The organism is Algibacter pacificus, assembly GCF_008033385.1.
Lineage (GTDB): Bacteria > Bacteroidota > Bacteroidia > Flavobacteriales > Flavobacteriaceae > Algibacter > Algibacter pacificus.
Map to the genome: position 1 here is coordinate 35,424 of NZ_VOGY01000016.1, position 14,227 is coordinate 49,650.

At 30.6% G+C, this 14,227-nt stretch carries 15 protein-coding genes; 7 read left to right on the forward strand and 8 right to left on the reverse strand.

Translation table 11 applies throughout. The annotated features are described in order from the left end of the window. The first annotated feature begins 1 nt into the window (after position 1). From FQU21_RS16380 to FQU21_RS16405, 6 genes are read left to right on the forward strand one after another with little or no spacing between them, the layout of a single operon-like run. Positions 2-1,321: a hypothetical protein gene (locus tag FQU21_RS16380; protein WP_147679087.1), complete on the forward strand. Its 1,320-nt coding sequence runs from the start codon at positions 2-4 to the stop codon at positions 1,319-1,321. Further along, positions 1,294-1,974 carry a condensin complex protein MksE gene (locus FQU21_RS16385; RefSeq protein ID WP_394348412.1) on the forward strand — a complete coding sequence of 227 codons (681 nt, stop codon included), beginning with the start codon at positions 1,294-1,296 and terminating at the stop codon, positions 1,972-1,974. The genes FQU21_RS16380 and FQU21_RS16385 overlap by 28 nt, the downstream gene beginning before the upstream one ends. Beyond that, the gene (locus FQU21_RS16390; RefSeq protein WP_147679089.1) at positions 1,964-5,266 is read left to right on the forward strand and encodes a hypothetical protein; all 3,303 of its coding nucleotides are present in this window, start codon (positions 1,964-1,966) and stop codon (positions 5,264-5,266) included. Before FQU21_RS16385 ends, FQU21_RS16390 begins: the two co-directional genes overlap by 11 nt. Continuing rightward, the gene (locus FQU21_RS16395) at positions 5,259-6,200 is read left to right on the forward strand and encodes a hypothetical protein (RefSeq protein ID WP_147679090.1); all 942 of its coding nucleotides are present in this window, start codon (positions 5,259-5,261) and stop codon (positions 6,198-6,200) included. Before FQU21_RS16390 ends, FQU21_RS16395 begins: the two co-directional genes overlap by 8 nt. Before the next feature lie 11 nt (positions 6,201-6,211). Next, positions 6,212-8,425: an AAA family ATPase gene (locus FQU21_RS16400; RefSeq protein WP_147679091.1), complete on the forward strand. Its 2,214-nt coding sequence runs from the start codon at positions 6,212-6,214 to the stop codon at positions 8,423-8,425. Next, positions 8,403-9,371, forward strand: coding sequence for a hypothetical protein (locus FQU21_RS16405; protein ID WP_147679092.1), 969 nt, complete (start codon positions 8,403-8,405; stop codon positions 9,369-9,371). The genes FQU21_RS16400 and FQU21_RS16405 overlap by 23 nt, the downstream gene beginning before the upstream one ends. A gap of 571 nt (positions 9,372-9,942) precedes the next feature. Here FQU21_RS16405 and FQU21_RS16410 read toward each other — a convergent pair. The 8 genes from FQU21_RS16410 to FQU21_RS16445 form a co-directional block, all read right to left on the reverse strand. Next, complete coding sequence (locus tag FQU21_RS16410; protein WP_147679093.1) at positions 9,943-10,881, reverse strand: HipA domain-containing protein; 939 nt, start codon at positions 10,879-10,881, stop codon at positions 9,943-9,945. After that, complete coding sequence (locus tag FQU21_RS16415) at positions 10,871-11,206, reverse strand: HipA N-terminal domain-containing protein (RefSeq protein ID WP_147679094.1); 336 nt, start codon at positions 11,204-11,206, stop codon at positions 10,871-10,873. The genes FQU21_RS16410 and FQU21_RS16415 overlap by 11 nt, the downstream gene beginning before the upstream one ends. Next, positions 11,193-11,411, reverse strand: a complete 219-nt coding sequence (locus tag FQU21_RS16420) for a type II toxin-antitoxin system Y4mF family antitoxin (protein WP_008238836.1) — start codon at positions 11,409-11,411, stop codon at positions 11,193-11,195. The genes FQU21_RS16415 and FQU21_RS16420 overlap by 14 nt, the downstream gene beginning before the upstream one ends. Before the next feature lie 191 nt (positions 11,412-11,602). Further along, entirely contained in the window at positions 11,603-11,788 is a 186-nt protein-coding gene (locus FQU21_RS16425) for a hypothetical protein (RefSeq protein WP_246124858.1), read from the reverse strand. Further along, positions 11,772-12,014: a hypothetical protein gene (locus FQU21_RS16430; RefSeq protein ID WP_147679095.1), complete on the reverse strand. Its 243-nt coding sequence runs from the start codon at positions 12,012-12,014 to the stop codon at positions 11,772-11,774. The genes FQU21_RS16425 and FQU21_RS16430 overlap by 17 nt, the downstream gene beginning before the upstream one ends. Further along, on the reverse strand, positions 11,992-12,414 hold the full coding sequence (locus FQU21_RS16435; protein WP_147679096.1) for a DUF5675 family protein: 423 nt from the start codon (positions 12,412-12,414) through the stop codon (positions 11,992-11,994). Before FQU21_RS16435 ends, FQU21_RS16430 begins: the two co-directional genes overlap by 23 nt. 2 nt (positions 12,415-12,416) lie before the next feature. Continuing rightward, on the reverse strand, positions 12,417-13,172 hold the full coding sequence (locus FQU21_RS16440; RefSeq protein WP_147679097.1) for a hypothetical protein: 756 nt from the start codon (positions 13,170-13,172) through the stop codon (positions 12,417-12,419). Next, positions 13,147-13,383 (reverse strand): hypothetical protein, encoded by a 237-nt coding sequence (locus FQU21_RS16445; protein ID WP_147679098.1) that lies wholly within the window; start codon positions 13,381-13,383, stop codon positions 13,147-13,149. Before FQU21_RS16445 ends, FQU21_RS16440 begins: the two co-directional genes overlap by 26 nt. A 12-nt stretch (positions 13,384-13,395) precedes the next feature. On the opposite strand from FQU21_RS16445, the gene FQU21_RS16450 reads away from it, so the two are divergent. Beyond that, positions 13,396-13,593, forward strand: a complete 198-nt coding sequence (locus tag FQU21_RS16450; RefSeq protein WP_084176766.1) for a hypothetical protein — start codon at positions 13,396-13,398, stop codon at positions 13,591-13,593. Positions 13,594-14,227: the final 634 nt, after the last annotated feature.

Sequence of the window (14,227 nt, forward strand, 5' to 3'; positions counted from 1 at the left end):
TATGAATAGCTTTAACCTATATAGAGAAGCAAAAGATCAGTATGAAAAATTAATCCCCGATAAAATCGACGGTTTAATTCTTCTGTCTCTATACGCAAAGTATAAGGATAAAGACTTTACTGAAGAGAATATTATATCAACGATTAATAAAGTATTTAAAGATCAAGGTAATGACAGCTCTAGAACAGAATACAATAGAAATAATTCTATAATTTTAAGATTCCAGGAATCCTTCCTTTGGAGAAATGCTTCAAAGAAAACTTATCAGTTTAAAAAATACGGTCTGGAGCTTTGTCAGAATATTGAAAAACGTTTAATCGAAAAATACAATCCTGCTAAAATTAAACGATTTTTTGATGAATTGCATAAAAGTCTCACTGAAAACATTGAGCAAAACAAAGATTTTAACGAATGGATTGAAGATCATTTTGAGATTAGACTTCCTGAACTTACTTCACAAATAGAAATTTTAGACCAGCAGGTTAACGAATCGGTAAAAGATTTTAAAACAGGAATAAATTCTAGGAATCAAGACATACTTGATGTCCTTAAAGGTATTGAAATACGTCTTGAAGTTATTAAAGAACAAGCATCCGAGTTAAGAAATGCATTTCAAATCTCATATGATATAGATGACCTTTTACTAGGATTACTAGAAGAAAACAAGGGGCAAAACTATATCGCAAATATTCACAGAGTTCAAACTTTTCACGATAATTCTAGAAGTCAATTAGAGCAAGTAAGTAAAAGAATTGAAAAAATTAAACCAAGAATTAGAGAGTTCATTTATGATTTCAATAAAAAGAACTTCGATAGGAAAACAAACAAGTTTATTGACTATTTACTACAACAATCTGTAGTAATTAGAGAAGGGGGAGCAAAAAAAATTAAACTTCCAGATAACCTGCCAGAATTATTGGTTAAATCTACAGAACATAATCTCAAATTTAATGTTATACCAATAAGAGAAATAAGTCCAAAACTACCTATTAAAGTAACAGAAAGAAAGATTAATGTAAACAAAAGAAGAGAGCTATTAGAAAAGACACTAAAATGGAAACAGGACAAAGAAAGAATACGTTACTGGACCAATTTGGCATTTAAAGAATTGGAAGAAAAAGGTACTTTTAACTTCACACCTTTTTTCTTTAAAATTCTAGAAGAAGATCAGCTCACAATTGCTGTTAAAACAGCTCATAGTATTATAAGAAAGAACATTATAAGTAGAACTAAATATAATGTGGCTATCAAAAAAGAACCAATATACGGCGCAACAAAAAAAGGAATATCCTTATGGCAAATGACAATACGGAAAGAATAGAATCATATAGTTTTTTGTATAATAAGAAAGCAAAAAACACCTTTGCAAAACTTGATTATGCTCTTCGAAGCGGTATCCATATTCAAAGAGAGTACCCTTTGAATGCAAACTTATATCGATTTTTAAGTGAATCAGAAAACTATGAGTCGCTTAAAGATTACTATAAGAACTTCTTCAACTTAAATCTCATAAAAGAAGGTAATGATTTCGATAATTACTATTATTTAAATTTCAATGAAGATGGTAAAGGAAATGTACCTTCTGATAATCGCGATTACTTAAAAAGCGAATACATTATTATCGGGATGCTATTCTTAAAGATGTATAAGCTAGATGGAAATATTGAACTAGACAGTGTGTCTGAATTTACCACACTATTATATGAGGAATATGAAGAACAGAAAAATGCATTGAGGAAACTTATTAATGATAATTCTTCTGATAAAAGTACAGATTTGGGTGATCAAAGATTCGAAACCGTTATAATGAAATCTTTTGAAAAGTTTGGAGATTTAGGGTGGTTAATATGGGAAAGGGAAGATGAAAAAGATAAATTTAAAATAATGCCATCTTTTGAACGCTTGCGAATTTACTATCAACCACAGATTGAAACCATTGATGATTTAATAAAGGAAGTGAAAGATGCTGAATAATTATCCTCGTATATATAGTTTGTCAACAATAGGTATTAAACAACATTTTAATGCCGATTATCTTTTCCATCCATACAGAACAGATTTTAGTGGCGAAAGTGGTAGTGGAAAGAGTATGATAGCCGATATGATACAATTAGTTCTTGTTGGATCAAGTGAGTTTAAATCTGCGACAGAAAGCAATAAGATTAGAGATATCAAAGGAATGTTAATTACCCCAAAAGGTCATTCAACATCTAGAGGTTATATTTTTTTAAATATTGAAGTCAATCCAAAAAAATACATTGTTATTGGTGCTTATATTGAGGGAACGAGTAATGCTGCCGAAATGTTTATTATTCAAAACGGTTATGATTGGGAGAACCCTACTGCATTAAGCAAACCGATTTTTTATAAGGATTTATTACTGGACAATAAAGTTGATACATTAAATAGCCTTTGTGAAAAGATTGAATTTGTTAGAATGAAATCTTTCAGGAGAAAGCAATACCATCAAATTCTTTATGATAATTCAATCCTATCTTTAAATTTGACTAAAAATGAAACCCTCAAAACATATGCAAATATCTTGAGGTCATTTTCAAGGGGAAAAGGTTTTAAAACCGAATCTGAAGATTTAAAAAAATTCCTCTTTGGAGATGATGAAAAAAATGCCATAATTGAAAAATATAATGAAGAAGTCGAAAATATAAGCAATGATTTTCACGAGCATAAAAGATATACTGAAGAGATAGAGCTCATCAATAATAAGCAGGATTTATTAAAGACGGCATTAAAAAAACAAAAGGAATATAAATCTGTATACACAGAATATTTAATAAAAAAATATAGTTATTGGAATAGCTTCAAAAAGAAAACTACAGAGTTGAAGTTCAAAATAAATGAGCAATTAAATGTAAGAAAACGTGAATTGCAATTTGTCGAAAATGAACTTTTGGAAATAAAAATAGAGGAGCTTAAAGAGTTGTCAGATATTAAAATTAAAGTTGCGGAGTTAACTAAAGTTGATAATTCTAAACACGATATTGAAAGTAAGTTTATAAATATTAGTAACGCCAAAAGACAAGTTGATATTGTAGAGAAATGGCTTACGTCTAACAATAACAATATTGAGAAAGTAAATACCTGGTTTAAACAACAATATGAAGAAACTAATAATAGAACAGCTTTACAAGAATTTACAAAACATCTCTCGACTCATAATGTATTAGATGTATTTAAAGTATCCAACTGGTTAATCGATTATAAGAAAGAAAGTAAAGCATATTCAAAAAAAATTGAAGCTTTAAAGAAAGAAGTAAACGAACTTGAATCTTTATCACGATTTTCAGATTTAAATAATCCAGAGTCTTTGGTAAATTGGGCTATAGATAACCTAAAGTTTCCTCTATCGCATAATCTTGAAAGTATTTTAATTTATTATCAAAAGTTTGGTAAGATTAAACCTTCAGAAGAAAATGCGAATAGATATGTCCCATTTCCAGAGCAACTTTTTCACAATATAGCCTCAAATATTAAGGATAAAACTGAAAATGGATTTTGGCTCAATCTAGATGGTGTTTATGAATTTATCTCATATTCAGAGCATCAGGTTCTCGACGTTGATAAACCAGAGGATATTGTAAAATCCTTATCAAAATTGAAAGAAAGTGTTGAAGAAAAACTGTCTAAACTTATCGCTAAAAAACAAAGTGAAGAGCACCTTAAAGATACACTGTTTGAATATAGCAATCTTGAAAAGCATATAGAGCTTTTTAAAAGAAAAGACCAGTTACTTAATTTCAATATAGATGATAGTATAAAAGATATAACAGAAGATACTTTTAAAGTATATATAAAGTCTTATGAAGACAAAACAAGTATCCTAAAACAATACAATTCTTTAAAGAAAAGATATGACGAAAATATAAATAGAAAGACCCTAATACAAAATCATCAAAAAAGAATTAAAGAGTTACGGTCAGACCTTTTTGAAAATAACGATTTGATTAATAATAAATTATTAAATGAAAGGATAGAGATAGAGAAACAACATTTGAAGATTCAGGAAGAAAACTTAAAAGAAAAGAACTTTGATGAAAAGTTGTTCAAAGAAACGTATGCCAAAGACAATAACAATAAATCTAAACTTTCTTTATCAAGCTTAAAACATCAATTTTTAAATTCTATAAAAGATTTAGAAAGGGAGATACAACAAAAAGAAGAACAATTTACTTTGGCAAAAGACCAAATAATGGAAACCCAAAATTTGAACGAACAGCTTTTTAAATCAAAGATTAGGTTTGATGAAAATATTGAAGAAACACTAAACCCTGATGATGGTGGTGACAATTCCTTTCAGGAAAAAGCAAAAAAAGTACAACGTGCTTATTTTGAATATTTAAAAATCATAACCAAAGACCTTCCTTATGATGAAACAGCATCAATAGGACAATTAGCAAATTACCTTCTACCTACTGTTTTTCCAACAATAAATGTTGATGAAGATTTAATTGAAAATGACATAGTTGAAAGATTAAATAAATTGACTCTTGATATTCAGGAAATAGGTTCTAGAAAAGTTGAGATTTTAGGTAGCATATTTAATGATGTATATAAAGTTTATACTGGATATTTAACAAAAATTAATGAAATTAACAGCTACCTTAAAAAAGGAAATAGAGGTATAACGGGTGGGAATAAGGCATCATTATCTTCAAAAAAATCAATTCATTACCCAGAAAACTGGCTTACTACTTTTAGAAAACAGTTGCATAATCAACTAAGTTATACAGGTTTATTTAGTGAACTTCGAGAAGAAATTGACATTAATGAAATGATGATTAAAGCATTTCAAAAGCTTGGTGGAAGTTCTAAAGTTGAACCAGAGGAATTAATGAACCCAAAATCCTATTTTGACTTGACATTTGAATTAAAACTCGAAAACGAAGAGGTTAATTCTGGTAGTAATGGGCAGACCTATGCAGCCAATGCTTTATTATGTTTGGCTAGACTATCACTAATTGAAGAAGGAGATAAAAAAGGATTAAAAATTATGCCTATAGACGAAGCGGAAGGTTTAGGAAGTAATTATGATATGTTGCACGAACTTGCTAAAAAAGAAAGATATCAAATTATAACTATGGCAATTGAGACCGCAGGAGAAATCACAGATAACGGTCAATACATCTATGTTATGAATATGAATAACTTGGCTGATGTTGATAGCTACGTACCACCTTTAGGAATTTTTTCTGAAGATGTGACTGAAGACATCGACCAATACATACAATCTCTATCTAGTAATGAATAAAAATATCACTTGGAAAGAATTAAAAGCACTAGATGATATCTATAGATTTAAAAAGACTAGAGCTAGTATTCAAAAACATCCTTATATCAATTATTTAATAAATGAAAGGAGAATTTTGGATTTAAAACCAGATAACATAAAAGTCATTGTTACTACTGATGAGTATGAAGAATTTTATGAACAGGAATTTAAAATCCAATATGAAGAAGCTAAAAAGTTCTTAGTTAAAAACGGAATTGAGCCATCAGCTAAAAAGAGTTTTACATTAGAAGATGTTAAAACATTGATGTTGATTAATGAAAATAAAGAAGAATTAAAAAATAACCCAACCAATATCGAAGATTTTTCAAATGAATTTTTTGAAATATCTAAATATTTAAAAGAGAAGAAAAGCGTTAGAGAGGCAGTCTTTTCTATTTTGGGTATTGATCAGTTCCCCCTAGATAAAAAAGAAAATCAATGGAGGTTAGTCGTTGATTATAAAAATCCAAAAGCAATTGTTTTATGTGAAAACAAATCATTTTTAAAACAACCTTGGATTGCTAGAAATACAGAAGTTAAAATGTGGTATGTTGGAGGGAATAACATAAAAATATTAGATGACATTGACGAAGTTGAACTATCTAAACCTATATATTATTCCTGTGATTGGGATTTAGCTGGTTTACAGATATATTCTAGAGTTAAGGGAAAGTTAAAAGATAGAAATAGTGATATTATGCTTCTATATCCAAACATACCACATAAAAGAATTAGTTCTTATATAAATTATCACAATAGTCATTGGGAATTAACGAAAACATTATCTGGTTTAAAACCGGAATTTTTTTCCAAGAAAGAACTATTACTAATAACAGACTTAATTCAGAGTGAAGAGTGGATTGAAGAAGAATCAACGGATCTGGAATTAATGATAAAAGGGACCCTAAATTAAATTATAGAAGTATGAGCAACTTTAGATTATTATCAATTATACCTTTTAAAGGATGTGATGAAAAATTTAGTAAAAATTTGATAATTGGTAAACCCTATAAATTTACAGAAGAGTACTCTATAGAGCTTAATAAAGATAATAGTAAAATTGAAAAAGTTATTAGTGTCAATAAAATTGATGGTAATAACATTTATAAGCTCAAAAATGGTATCAATATAGAGATATCTGCAGTTGTTGGTTTAAATGGTTCAGGGAAAAGTGCTCTAATAGAGCTTCTGTATTACTTAATTTATGCTTTAAGTATCTATAATAAAAAACAAAAACTATTAGATGAACATTCTGAAGTATTGGATCCTCAAATAGATAAAGCTCAAAGTGATGCAAGAAAACTCGAAAACCAAAAAAATAAGAATTTAAGAACAATAGAATTGTTAAAGTTTATAAACGACAATAAGTTAATATTTGATAAAAAAGATTTACAAGGTATAACAAATGGACAAACTCTTATTAAGAGTTTATTTAGGAAAAGATTAGAGTTTTTATTGGGTCAACAGCAGGATGATTTAAAAATTGAACGTTTAATAAAAAATAATCTAGCTGCTAGTATAGTATATATAGATTCTGATATTGTTTACTCAGTTAGTTTTTCTAAGAGAGGTAAGTTAGAGTTCTACGAATATAGTCTAGAAGGTAAACCGATAAGGAAGGATGATTTCTTTTTTGATCCCTTTTTCTACTCAATATGTTTGAATTATTCTCATCACTCATTAAACTCTAAAGTAATGGGTAATTGGATCAATAGTCTATTTCATAAAAATGATGGTTATACAACACCGGTAGTTATTAATCCAATGAGAGATGAAGGTAATTTTAATATTAATAGAGAATTACATTTATCAAAAGAAAGGATAATGTCTAATTTATCCTTTGATGTTGTTCTCAACAAAAAAGTGTCTTTACTAGAAAAGTATGAGCTTAAAAAGTTCTTATATTTTACAAAGAAAGATTTTGAATTAATTAAAAGAGCAGGTTTTGAAGATAAAGATGAAAGATTAAAATATACTAATACAAGATACTTAGATATTGATGATTTTGATAGTTTAAAATCTGTAAAGTTGGTTCGATCTATATTAGGGAACAATTATTTAAGGAAATACACAAACTATCAAGACTACGCTCTAGGCTATTTAGAGAAAAAGATAGATAGAATAAAAGATAACTATTCTCATTTATTTAGAGATAAAAACTTAAATCATAACAATAATAAGTTTATGGCTTTTTTAAGAAATGATAGAAGTCATATTACAAGAAAGTTAAGACAAACTATAAATTTTATAAAATATACAAACGAACCTAATTCCATATGGAATACCCGTGGTCATCATTCATACAGAGAGTTGACCCCAGATGATTTAAAAATTTGGATTAATGAGTGTAATTTAGATGAAAAAAAGCTTACCCCTTCTTTATTAATGGATTATGCGTTACCTGGCTTTTTCAATATTGACTTTGAAGTATCTGTAAATAAAGGGAAAAACTTAAAATTAAGTGAGCTAAGTTCGGGAGAACAACAAATGATTTTTAATATCAATACAATAACCTATCATCTATATAATTTACATTCAGTTCATTTTTCTGAAGAAAACACTGATGTAACAAGAATAGCTTATAAAAATGTAGCAGTTATTTTAGATGAAGTAGAGATCTATTATCATCCCGATATGCAAAGGGAACTTACAAGCAGTATTTTAAATGCTTTAGAAAATATAAAAAGAAAAGGACAAAAAGGTGTTGAATCTATTCATCTAATTTATTTAACTCATTCACCTTTTATTTTATCCGATATAATTTCGTCGAATATTTTGAGGTTAGATAATGGCAAAATAAAAACTATAGAGGAACAGACTTTTGGTGCTAATATTCACGATTTATTAGCAAATGATTTTTTCTTGAAAAATGGATTTATGGGTGAGGTTGCAAAGGAGAAAATTAATGAAGTTGTTGAAATTATGAAAGATATTCAGGATGGGGAATATCTAAAAGATACTATAGATAACTTAAGAGTAAAATGTAAAACCATAATTAACATTGTTGGTGAACCAATTTTATATATGAGTTTAATGGATTTATATACTGAAACATTTAAGGATTCTAAAATAGAGTTTATAGATGAACAAATAAAAAAACTAGAACAACTTAGGAATGATAGCAATTCATCAAAATAAAGTAATTAATGCTCAATCTTTATTCCAACCTGAAATAGAGAGCCAAAGAAAAAAGGCCTTAACCAAGCTAAAAAAAATTAATAAAAATCAATTTAATACGAATGAAAAGGATTATTTAAGAGAAGTTATAAGTTTGTTTGAAGATAATTCTTCAATAAAAATTATAGAATGTAATCCTAGTTATTTATCAAGTTTAGTATCTTCAATTGGGATAATTCCACCTAATTCAAGATTCTATAAAAATGGTAAGACTAAAAAAAAATTAAAACAATTTATCCTTGAGGCACTTAACTACTCATACTTGAGAAGTTCTTTTTACCCTAAATACTTTAGAGAAATAGGTGTAAAATCATGTGTGTATTGTAATTCTCAATTGTCAATTACTGCAGTTAAATCAAGAGATGTCTATTCGGCAAAATTTGATGTAGATCACTATTATTCAAAAGATGAATATCCTTTTTTAAGTATTTCACTTTTTAACTTATACCCGGCTTGCTCATCTTGTAACAGAGCAAAAAGCAATAATAAAATTGAGTTTGAATTATATACATCAAATCATAAGAATACAACAAAATCAAATTATAATTTTAAACTAAGCCCATATTCTAAATCTAAGTATTTAACCACTAGAGATTCTATGGAAATTGATTTTTATTTTACAGAACCCATTTATCTTAATCCTAGTACTAAGAAATTTAATGATGTTTTTCATATTGAAAGTATTTATGAGACTCAGAAAGATTTAATAGAAGAATTAATTATTAAAAGCCAAATTTATAATAAATCATACTTAAAAGCTTTGAAGTATAATTTTAGCAAGCTCTCATTACATCCAGAATTATTCAAAAGGACATTAGTTGGAAATTATACCCAAGATAAAGATATTCACAAAAGACCTATGAGCAAAATTGTTATGGATATAGCTAAGGATCTAGATTTAATATAATTCCCTACAAACCAAAATTCAGTTTATTGCTGTCGCAACAATCCTCTGTCTTTTGGTTTGTTCCGCTAGCCAACGCTCATGCAGTTTTTAGCTGCCAACCCTCACACAGCACATTGCTTGTTTTGTTAGATTGTATATTTTAATAAGAAGTACAACAAAAAATCAAAGAGCTGTTCCCAACACTCACGCCAAAAACTACCCAAAGCTATGTTTACATAACGGGTAGTTATAGTAGCATTCATTCACTTTCTGTACTATAACGCCATTATGTAAAATATCCGCTCACCAGCCGCCAATTACGAACTAACATTGAAGTTTAGAACACACAATTTTTCCATCTTTTCCCCACCACCCATTTCAACGGTGTAAGTTCCAGCAATTTTTAAAAGTTTCCATGTGTCTGCGGTAGGATGCATTACATTCACTCAATCCCTTATCAGGGTATCACTCATTACATTTACTCACCTCAACACCGCGCATAAAAAAAGAGCATTTCTTAAAAAATGCCCTTTATTTATCTTTTCCTTACGCCACTTTTAAAAATCACTTCCGCTTACGACACTTTGCCCCGTTAAGTGAGTCGTTCATATCTTGTTTCTAAAATACCTTTGTAAGCAGTTTTCATATCATCCGATAAAAAGGAATTATCAATCCATTTTATAGCTTTATATTTATTTTTGAGCATACGCTTAAAAACACCTTGTATTTGTCTATCAGTTAATCCAAGTCCTTGACCTAAATGCTCAAAATGGGCTTTTTTAAGTTTTCGCTTTTTCCCTTCAAGGGTGAGTGCCAATTCTTCAGTATCTTCAGGAAGAACAATAGACACATTTAACAAATCATATGCAGGAGCTAATATCCAACCTGAAGGACTTTCTATCATGGAAAAGTTTTTCAAATGCATATCATTGTTTCCCGTGAGAAAACTAAAGATAGCCAATTCAAAATAGAAGATTTTATCCAACAAAGTATTATTAGAATAACTGTCCAAGGCTTTACCAACTTTTTCCATGGAGCTTTTATACTTATCAAAAGCTTCCGTTATTTGAAACATATCCAACATATGGATTTTCTTTCCTTTTTCAGTCCTATCGATACGTTTGGTAACATAAGACAATTCACCCGAAGACAATTTTATCAAACTAGAGGGAACAACCCGTATGCCAAAAGCTTCCGCAATCCGCATAGTCAAATGTTCGTTCTCTGGCATTTCCGGAAATTGATGGGATGGTGGTTTAAATATATACTGGCCACCAAGTGCACCAACAACTGTTAACCGTGTGTCGGCTTGTTCTTGCGTTTCTTTTATCAAGGACATTGATAATTTAGGTTGCACACCTGGTACAGCAACACTGCGCTCAACAACACTCTTTGCCAATTCTGCCATTTGGTCTATAGTGTATGGGATTATTGGAGGTGTTGTAGTGCCAAAGAATTCCATAGAACATTTTTCATGAAAATCAGTTTCATTTTCAAGTGGCTCATAACAATATAAACATCTATTCTTCATGGTTATCAGTTTTAGGTACAACGCTTACTGCCCCAATACAATTCTGGCAACAAGCCAATAATAATCCCATACGATCATTTCGGTTTATTTTCCAGTTTTTTGATGCTATATCCAATAACCAACCTTCAGGGATCAAACCTTCAAAAAAAGGAAATAGTTTATTATCAGTATAAGCTTCTTTCCTAACAGGCATGGTAAACGTTATAAATTCAAAAGGATGGGTTTCTATATAAGTTGCATCGTACTGAAAAACATAATCACCTTCGCCAGTTTCGGTAATAGTTCCTGCCAAATAATCTTTATAATATACGTTACCTTGTCTCATTGTTCAATGCTTTACTATTTACAGGGGCTAACTCATGCCCAAACATAGCAAGAACAAGATTAACCTTTTCCATATTAAGCTTGGTCTTACCTTGTTCTATTTTTCGTACCACAGTTAAAGCAACACCAGCTCTGTCGGCAAACTCTTCTTGTGTGAGCCCAACTTCTTTTCTTCGTTCTTTAACAAATTCTGCTAATGATTTCATCTTATATTTATATTATGATTATATGCTTTTACATATAATTTTAAGCAAATATACATAATTATATGCTTTTACATATAATTTAAATAAAAAAGACGCAATTATATTCTTTTGCATATAAAATTAGGGATAGGTTTTAAAATTAAGTGAAGAGGTTAAGTATAAGAAAGCCCAGAAAGATACTGGGCTTATATTTACATTTTAAGATTTTTAATAAACTTAACAATGGATTTGAACAACATCGAGGCAATAAAACTGACCAAAGCCCCAACAAATGCCAAAACAATAGTGGTAACCAAATCCTCAACACCAATATTGACGATTGATGAAAAGAAAGTACCACCAATAATGGCAGATTTGGTGTTATAATCCATCGTCATTCTCATCAGTTTCAGTGTTTTCATCATCAGTAACTACGGCTTGACTTACTGCGGTGGCCACAGTACCAGCAACAGTCATATAAGTAGCAATGGTTACCACAATGGCAGGCATACTAATCGGTGCAGCTATGATAGCACCACCTGCAGTAGCAAGGGCAATACCAATATTTCGTAAAGTCTTGAAAAATTTAGGAGTTGGTTTTTTATAACGTTCTACAATGTTCATAATTCTGTGATTTAATAGTTAATAAAATAGGTTCTTTTCGGTCTTTAGCTTGGTACACCAAAGACAACAGTTTTTGCATAGCGCTTTTAGAGTAAACACCTTTGCCAATACCACTCAAATACGTTACTGGAGCAATACACCCTTGAAGCTCTTTTAAGGCATCATTGGCAGGATGAAACAGTATAAAACTTCTGCCTTTTACATCCTTCAAAATCAGATGGTTCTTAAACCGTTTTGAAAAACGTGGTTCAACTTTATAAGTGCCTTCGGGAATGCAGGAAATGTTTCGCTTGTTATCGTTCCAGGGCAATTCAATGGTGTGACAAAGAAACTTACCAGAATTAAAGAGAGCACCATTGGTGCCCTCTTCAAAATAGGCTCTATGCAGCACTAATTCCATACTTACGGAGTATCTACAATAACAATTGCCAAAGCGTTGTAAGCACCGTTCTTAAGCTCGTACATTTGTCCGTTTACCTCTTGGTAAAACTCAACACCAAGCACCTGAACAACAGGAAGCGTTGAGTTAGCAGTCAACGAAGCTGTTAAGGCAATGGCAGCAGTATCAGCAGCAGTGTAAGGAAGAATGGCAGTCTCATCATTTTCAAAAGTTGAGGTTTCATTTGCAAAATCCAATTCAGCAGCACCCATTACCACTTTAAAATGGGTTGTTCCAGTCGGAGCTGCAATTCTAACCGTTGGAGAAAATGCATCAAGGTTAACCGTAGCATCACCAGAAACACGGTCAAAAGCATTCGTAAACGGAGCAAAAAGCGTTGTGCCTAACTTTCCATTCAAATTGAATTCAAAGCTATTTAACAAGCTTAAATCGCCATCTTGCAAGGTTCTTAAACCTCTCTCATTGGTTGTATCTGTTTTGGTTACTGCAACAAGCGTTTTCGTCAAACGAGAAACCACACGTTTATCCTTTGCATTTTGCAAAAGAATACGAATAGCATTTCGCAAGAGCTTGCCACCTTTACCAGCTCGCCCAAATTCAGACCCATTTTCACGTGTTCTTTGAAACGCAGGATCATTCGCAATACGATTGCCATCAACACCGCCTTTTTCACGGGCTAAATGGCCATCAGTTGTTTTGTAAAAGGAAATACCACCTATAGTTCCTTTCAGTTTAATAATACCAGTTTGTTTTGCCATAATAATTCGTTTTTTGATTAATGAAACCAAAACACGTAATTTTATAGCACGTTGTTAAAAACCCAATGCCGTTTTCGGTCATCCATTCCGATATAACCAAAAACGTCATTAAAATATTGAAAACCCATTCGGGTTTCCAACATTTTAACAACGCATCATCATCACCATAATGACAAAACAATGAAGTATGGATGATGTACGGATAAAGCATAGATAAAGTATTATGACCCCAAAAAGAGCTTGCATATACCCAAAAGATATTCAGCGTATCACAGGACGTAGTGAACGTTATGGGCGTAAGCTTTTAAACGATATTAGAAACTACTTTGGAAAGGAATCTTACCAATTTGTCACAATCAAAGAATTTGTTGAATACAGCGGAATAGAAGAAGAAATTGTCAACAAATATTTAATAGATTAATCATAATATTTGATGCAAATTGACTGGTTTTAATGGAGTTAAAATCGTAAATTTGTAGTAAGACGTTCAGATAAATAATACTATTTCAAACTAACAGATAGGTCTACAATTCGGTTAACACTGTTTTAGTCTATTTCTAAAAGTATTGATTTTACAGCATAGTGGCGGTATAGTTCACATCCTGCCACCCCGACTTTAAAAAATAACCTTGTAAATTTTATGTTTACAAGGTTTTTTTTGTTTGTATTTTTTATGTAGCACATTTTAGCGTCCCCCATTAAAGCGCTTTTATGGCGCATTAATGGGTCGGGCTTTCCGCTATATCTTTTTTTTAGGGCCGTTTTGTATTTATATAATATAGGTCTATAATAAAGATCCTTCCAAACCTACCAATATATTACAGTTAAGACCAAAAAAAGGATGCCGCATCAATCCCTTACGCGGGAGCAGTCAACCAAAAACAGAACAAACCCATAAATAAAAAGCCAGTCAGCCATAGACGATGCTAAAAAACATAAATAAAACAACAATCTAAAACCTTAAAAATAAAAGCATTAAGCAAAAGGATAAATAAAACTCTAAAAAAGACCACAAAACCTCTTGCCAGAATCAAAAAGGCATGTATATTTGCACC

Excerpts from the sequence above, each read along its gene's own strand:
- FQU21_RS16380 (WP_147679087.1), top strand. The coding sequence starts at position 2 with ATGAATAGCTTTAACCTATATAGAGAAGCAAAAGATCAGTATGAAAAA.
- FQU21_RS16385 (WP_394348412.1), top strand. The coding sequence starts at position 1,294 with ATGGCAAATGACAATACGGAAAGAATAGAATCATATAGTTTTTTGTAT.
- FQU21_RS16390 (WP_147679089.1), top strand. The coding sequence starts at position 1,964 with ATGCTGAATAATTATCCTCGTATATATAGTTTGTCAACAATAGGTATT.
- FQU21_RS16395 (WP_147679090.1), top strand. The coding sequence starts at position 5,259 with ATGAATAAAAATATCACTTGGAAAGAATTAAAAGCACTAGATGATATC.
- FQU21_RS16400 (WP_147679091.1), top strand. The coding sequence starts at position 6,212 with ATGAGCAACTTTAGATTATTATCAATTATACCTTTTAAAGGATGTGAT.
- FQU21_RS16405 (WP_147679092.1), top strand. The coding sequence starts at position 8,403 with ATGATAGCAATTCATCAAAATAAAGTAATTAATGCTCAATCTTTATTC.
- FQU21_RS16410 (WP_147679093.1), bottom strand. The coding sequence starts at position 10,881 with ATGAAGAATAGATGTTTATATTGTTATGAGCCACTTGAAAATGAAACT.
- FQU21_RS16415 (WP_147679094.1), bottom strand. The coding sequence starts at position 11,206 with ATGAGACAAGGTAACGTATATTATAAAGATTATTTGGCAGGAACTATT.
- FQU21_RS16420 (WP_008238836.1), bottom strand. The coding sequence starts at position 11,411 with ATGAAATCATTAGCAGAATTTGTTAAAGAACGAAGAAAAGAAGTTGGG.
- FQU21_RS16425 (WP_246124858.1), bottom strand. The coding sequence starts at position 11,788 with ATGACGATGGATTATAACACCAAATCTGCCATTATTGGTGGTACTTTC.
- FQU21_RS16430 (WP_147679095.1), bottom strand. The coding sequence starts at position 12,014 with ATGAACATTGTAGAACGTTATAAAAAACCAACTCCTAAATTTTTCAAG.
- FQU21_RS16435 (WP_147679096.1), bottom strand. The coding sequence starts at position 12,414 with ATGGAATTAGTGCTGCATAGAGCCTATTTTGAAGAGGGCACCAATGGT.
- FQU21_RS16440 (WP_147679097.1), bottom strand. The coding sequence starts at position 13,172 with ATGGCAAAACAAACTGGTATTATTAAACTGAAAGGAACTATAGGTGGT.
- FQU21_RS16445 (WP_147679098.1), bottom strand. The coding sequence starts at position 13,383 with ATGCTTTATCCGTACATCATCCATACTTCATTGTTTTGTCATTATGGT.
- FQU21_RS16450 (WP_084176766.1), top strand. The coding sequence starts at position 13,396 with ATGACCCCAAAAAGAGCTTGCATATACCCAAAAGATATTCAGCGTATC.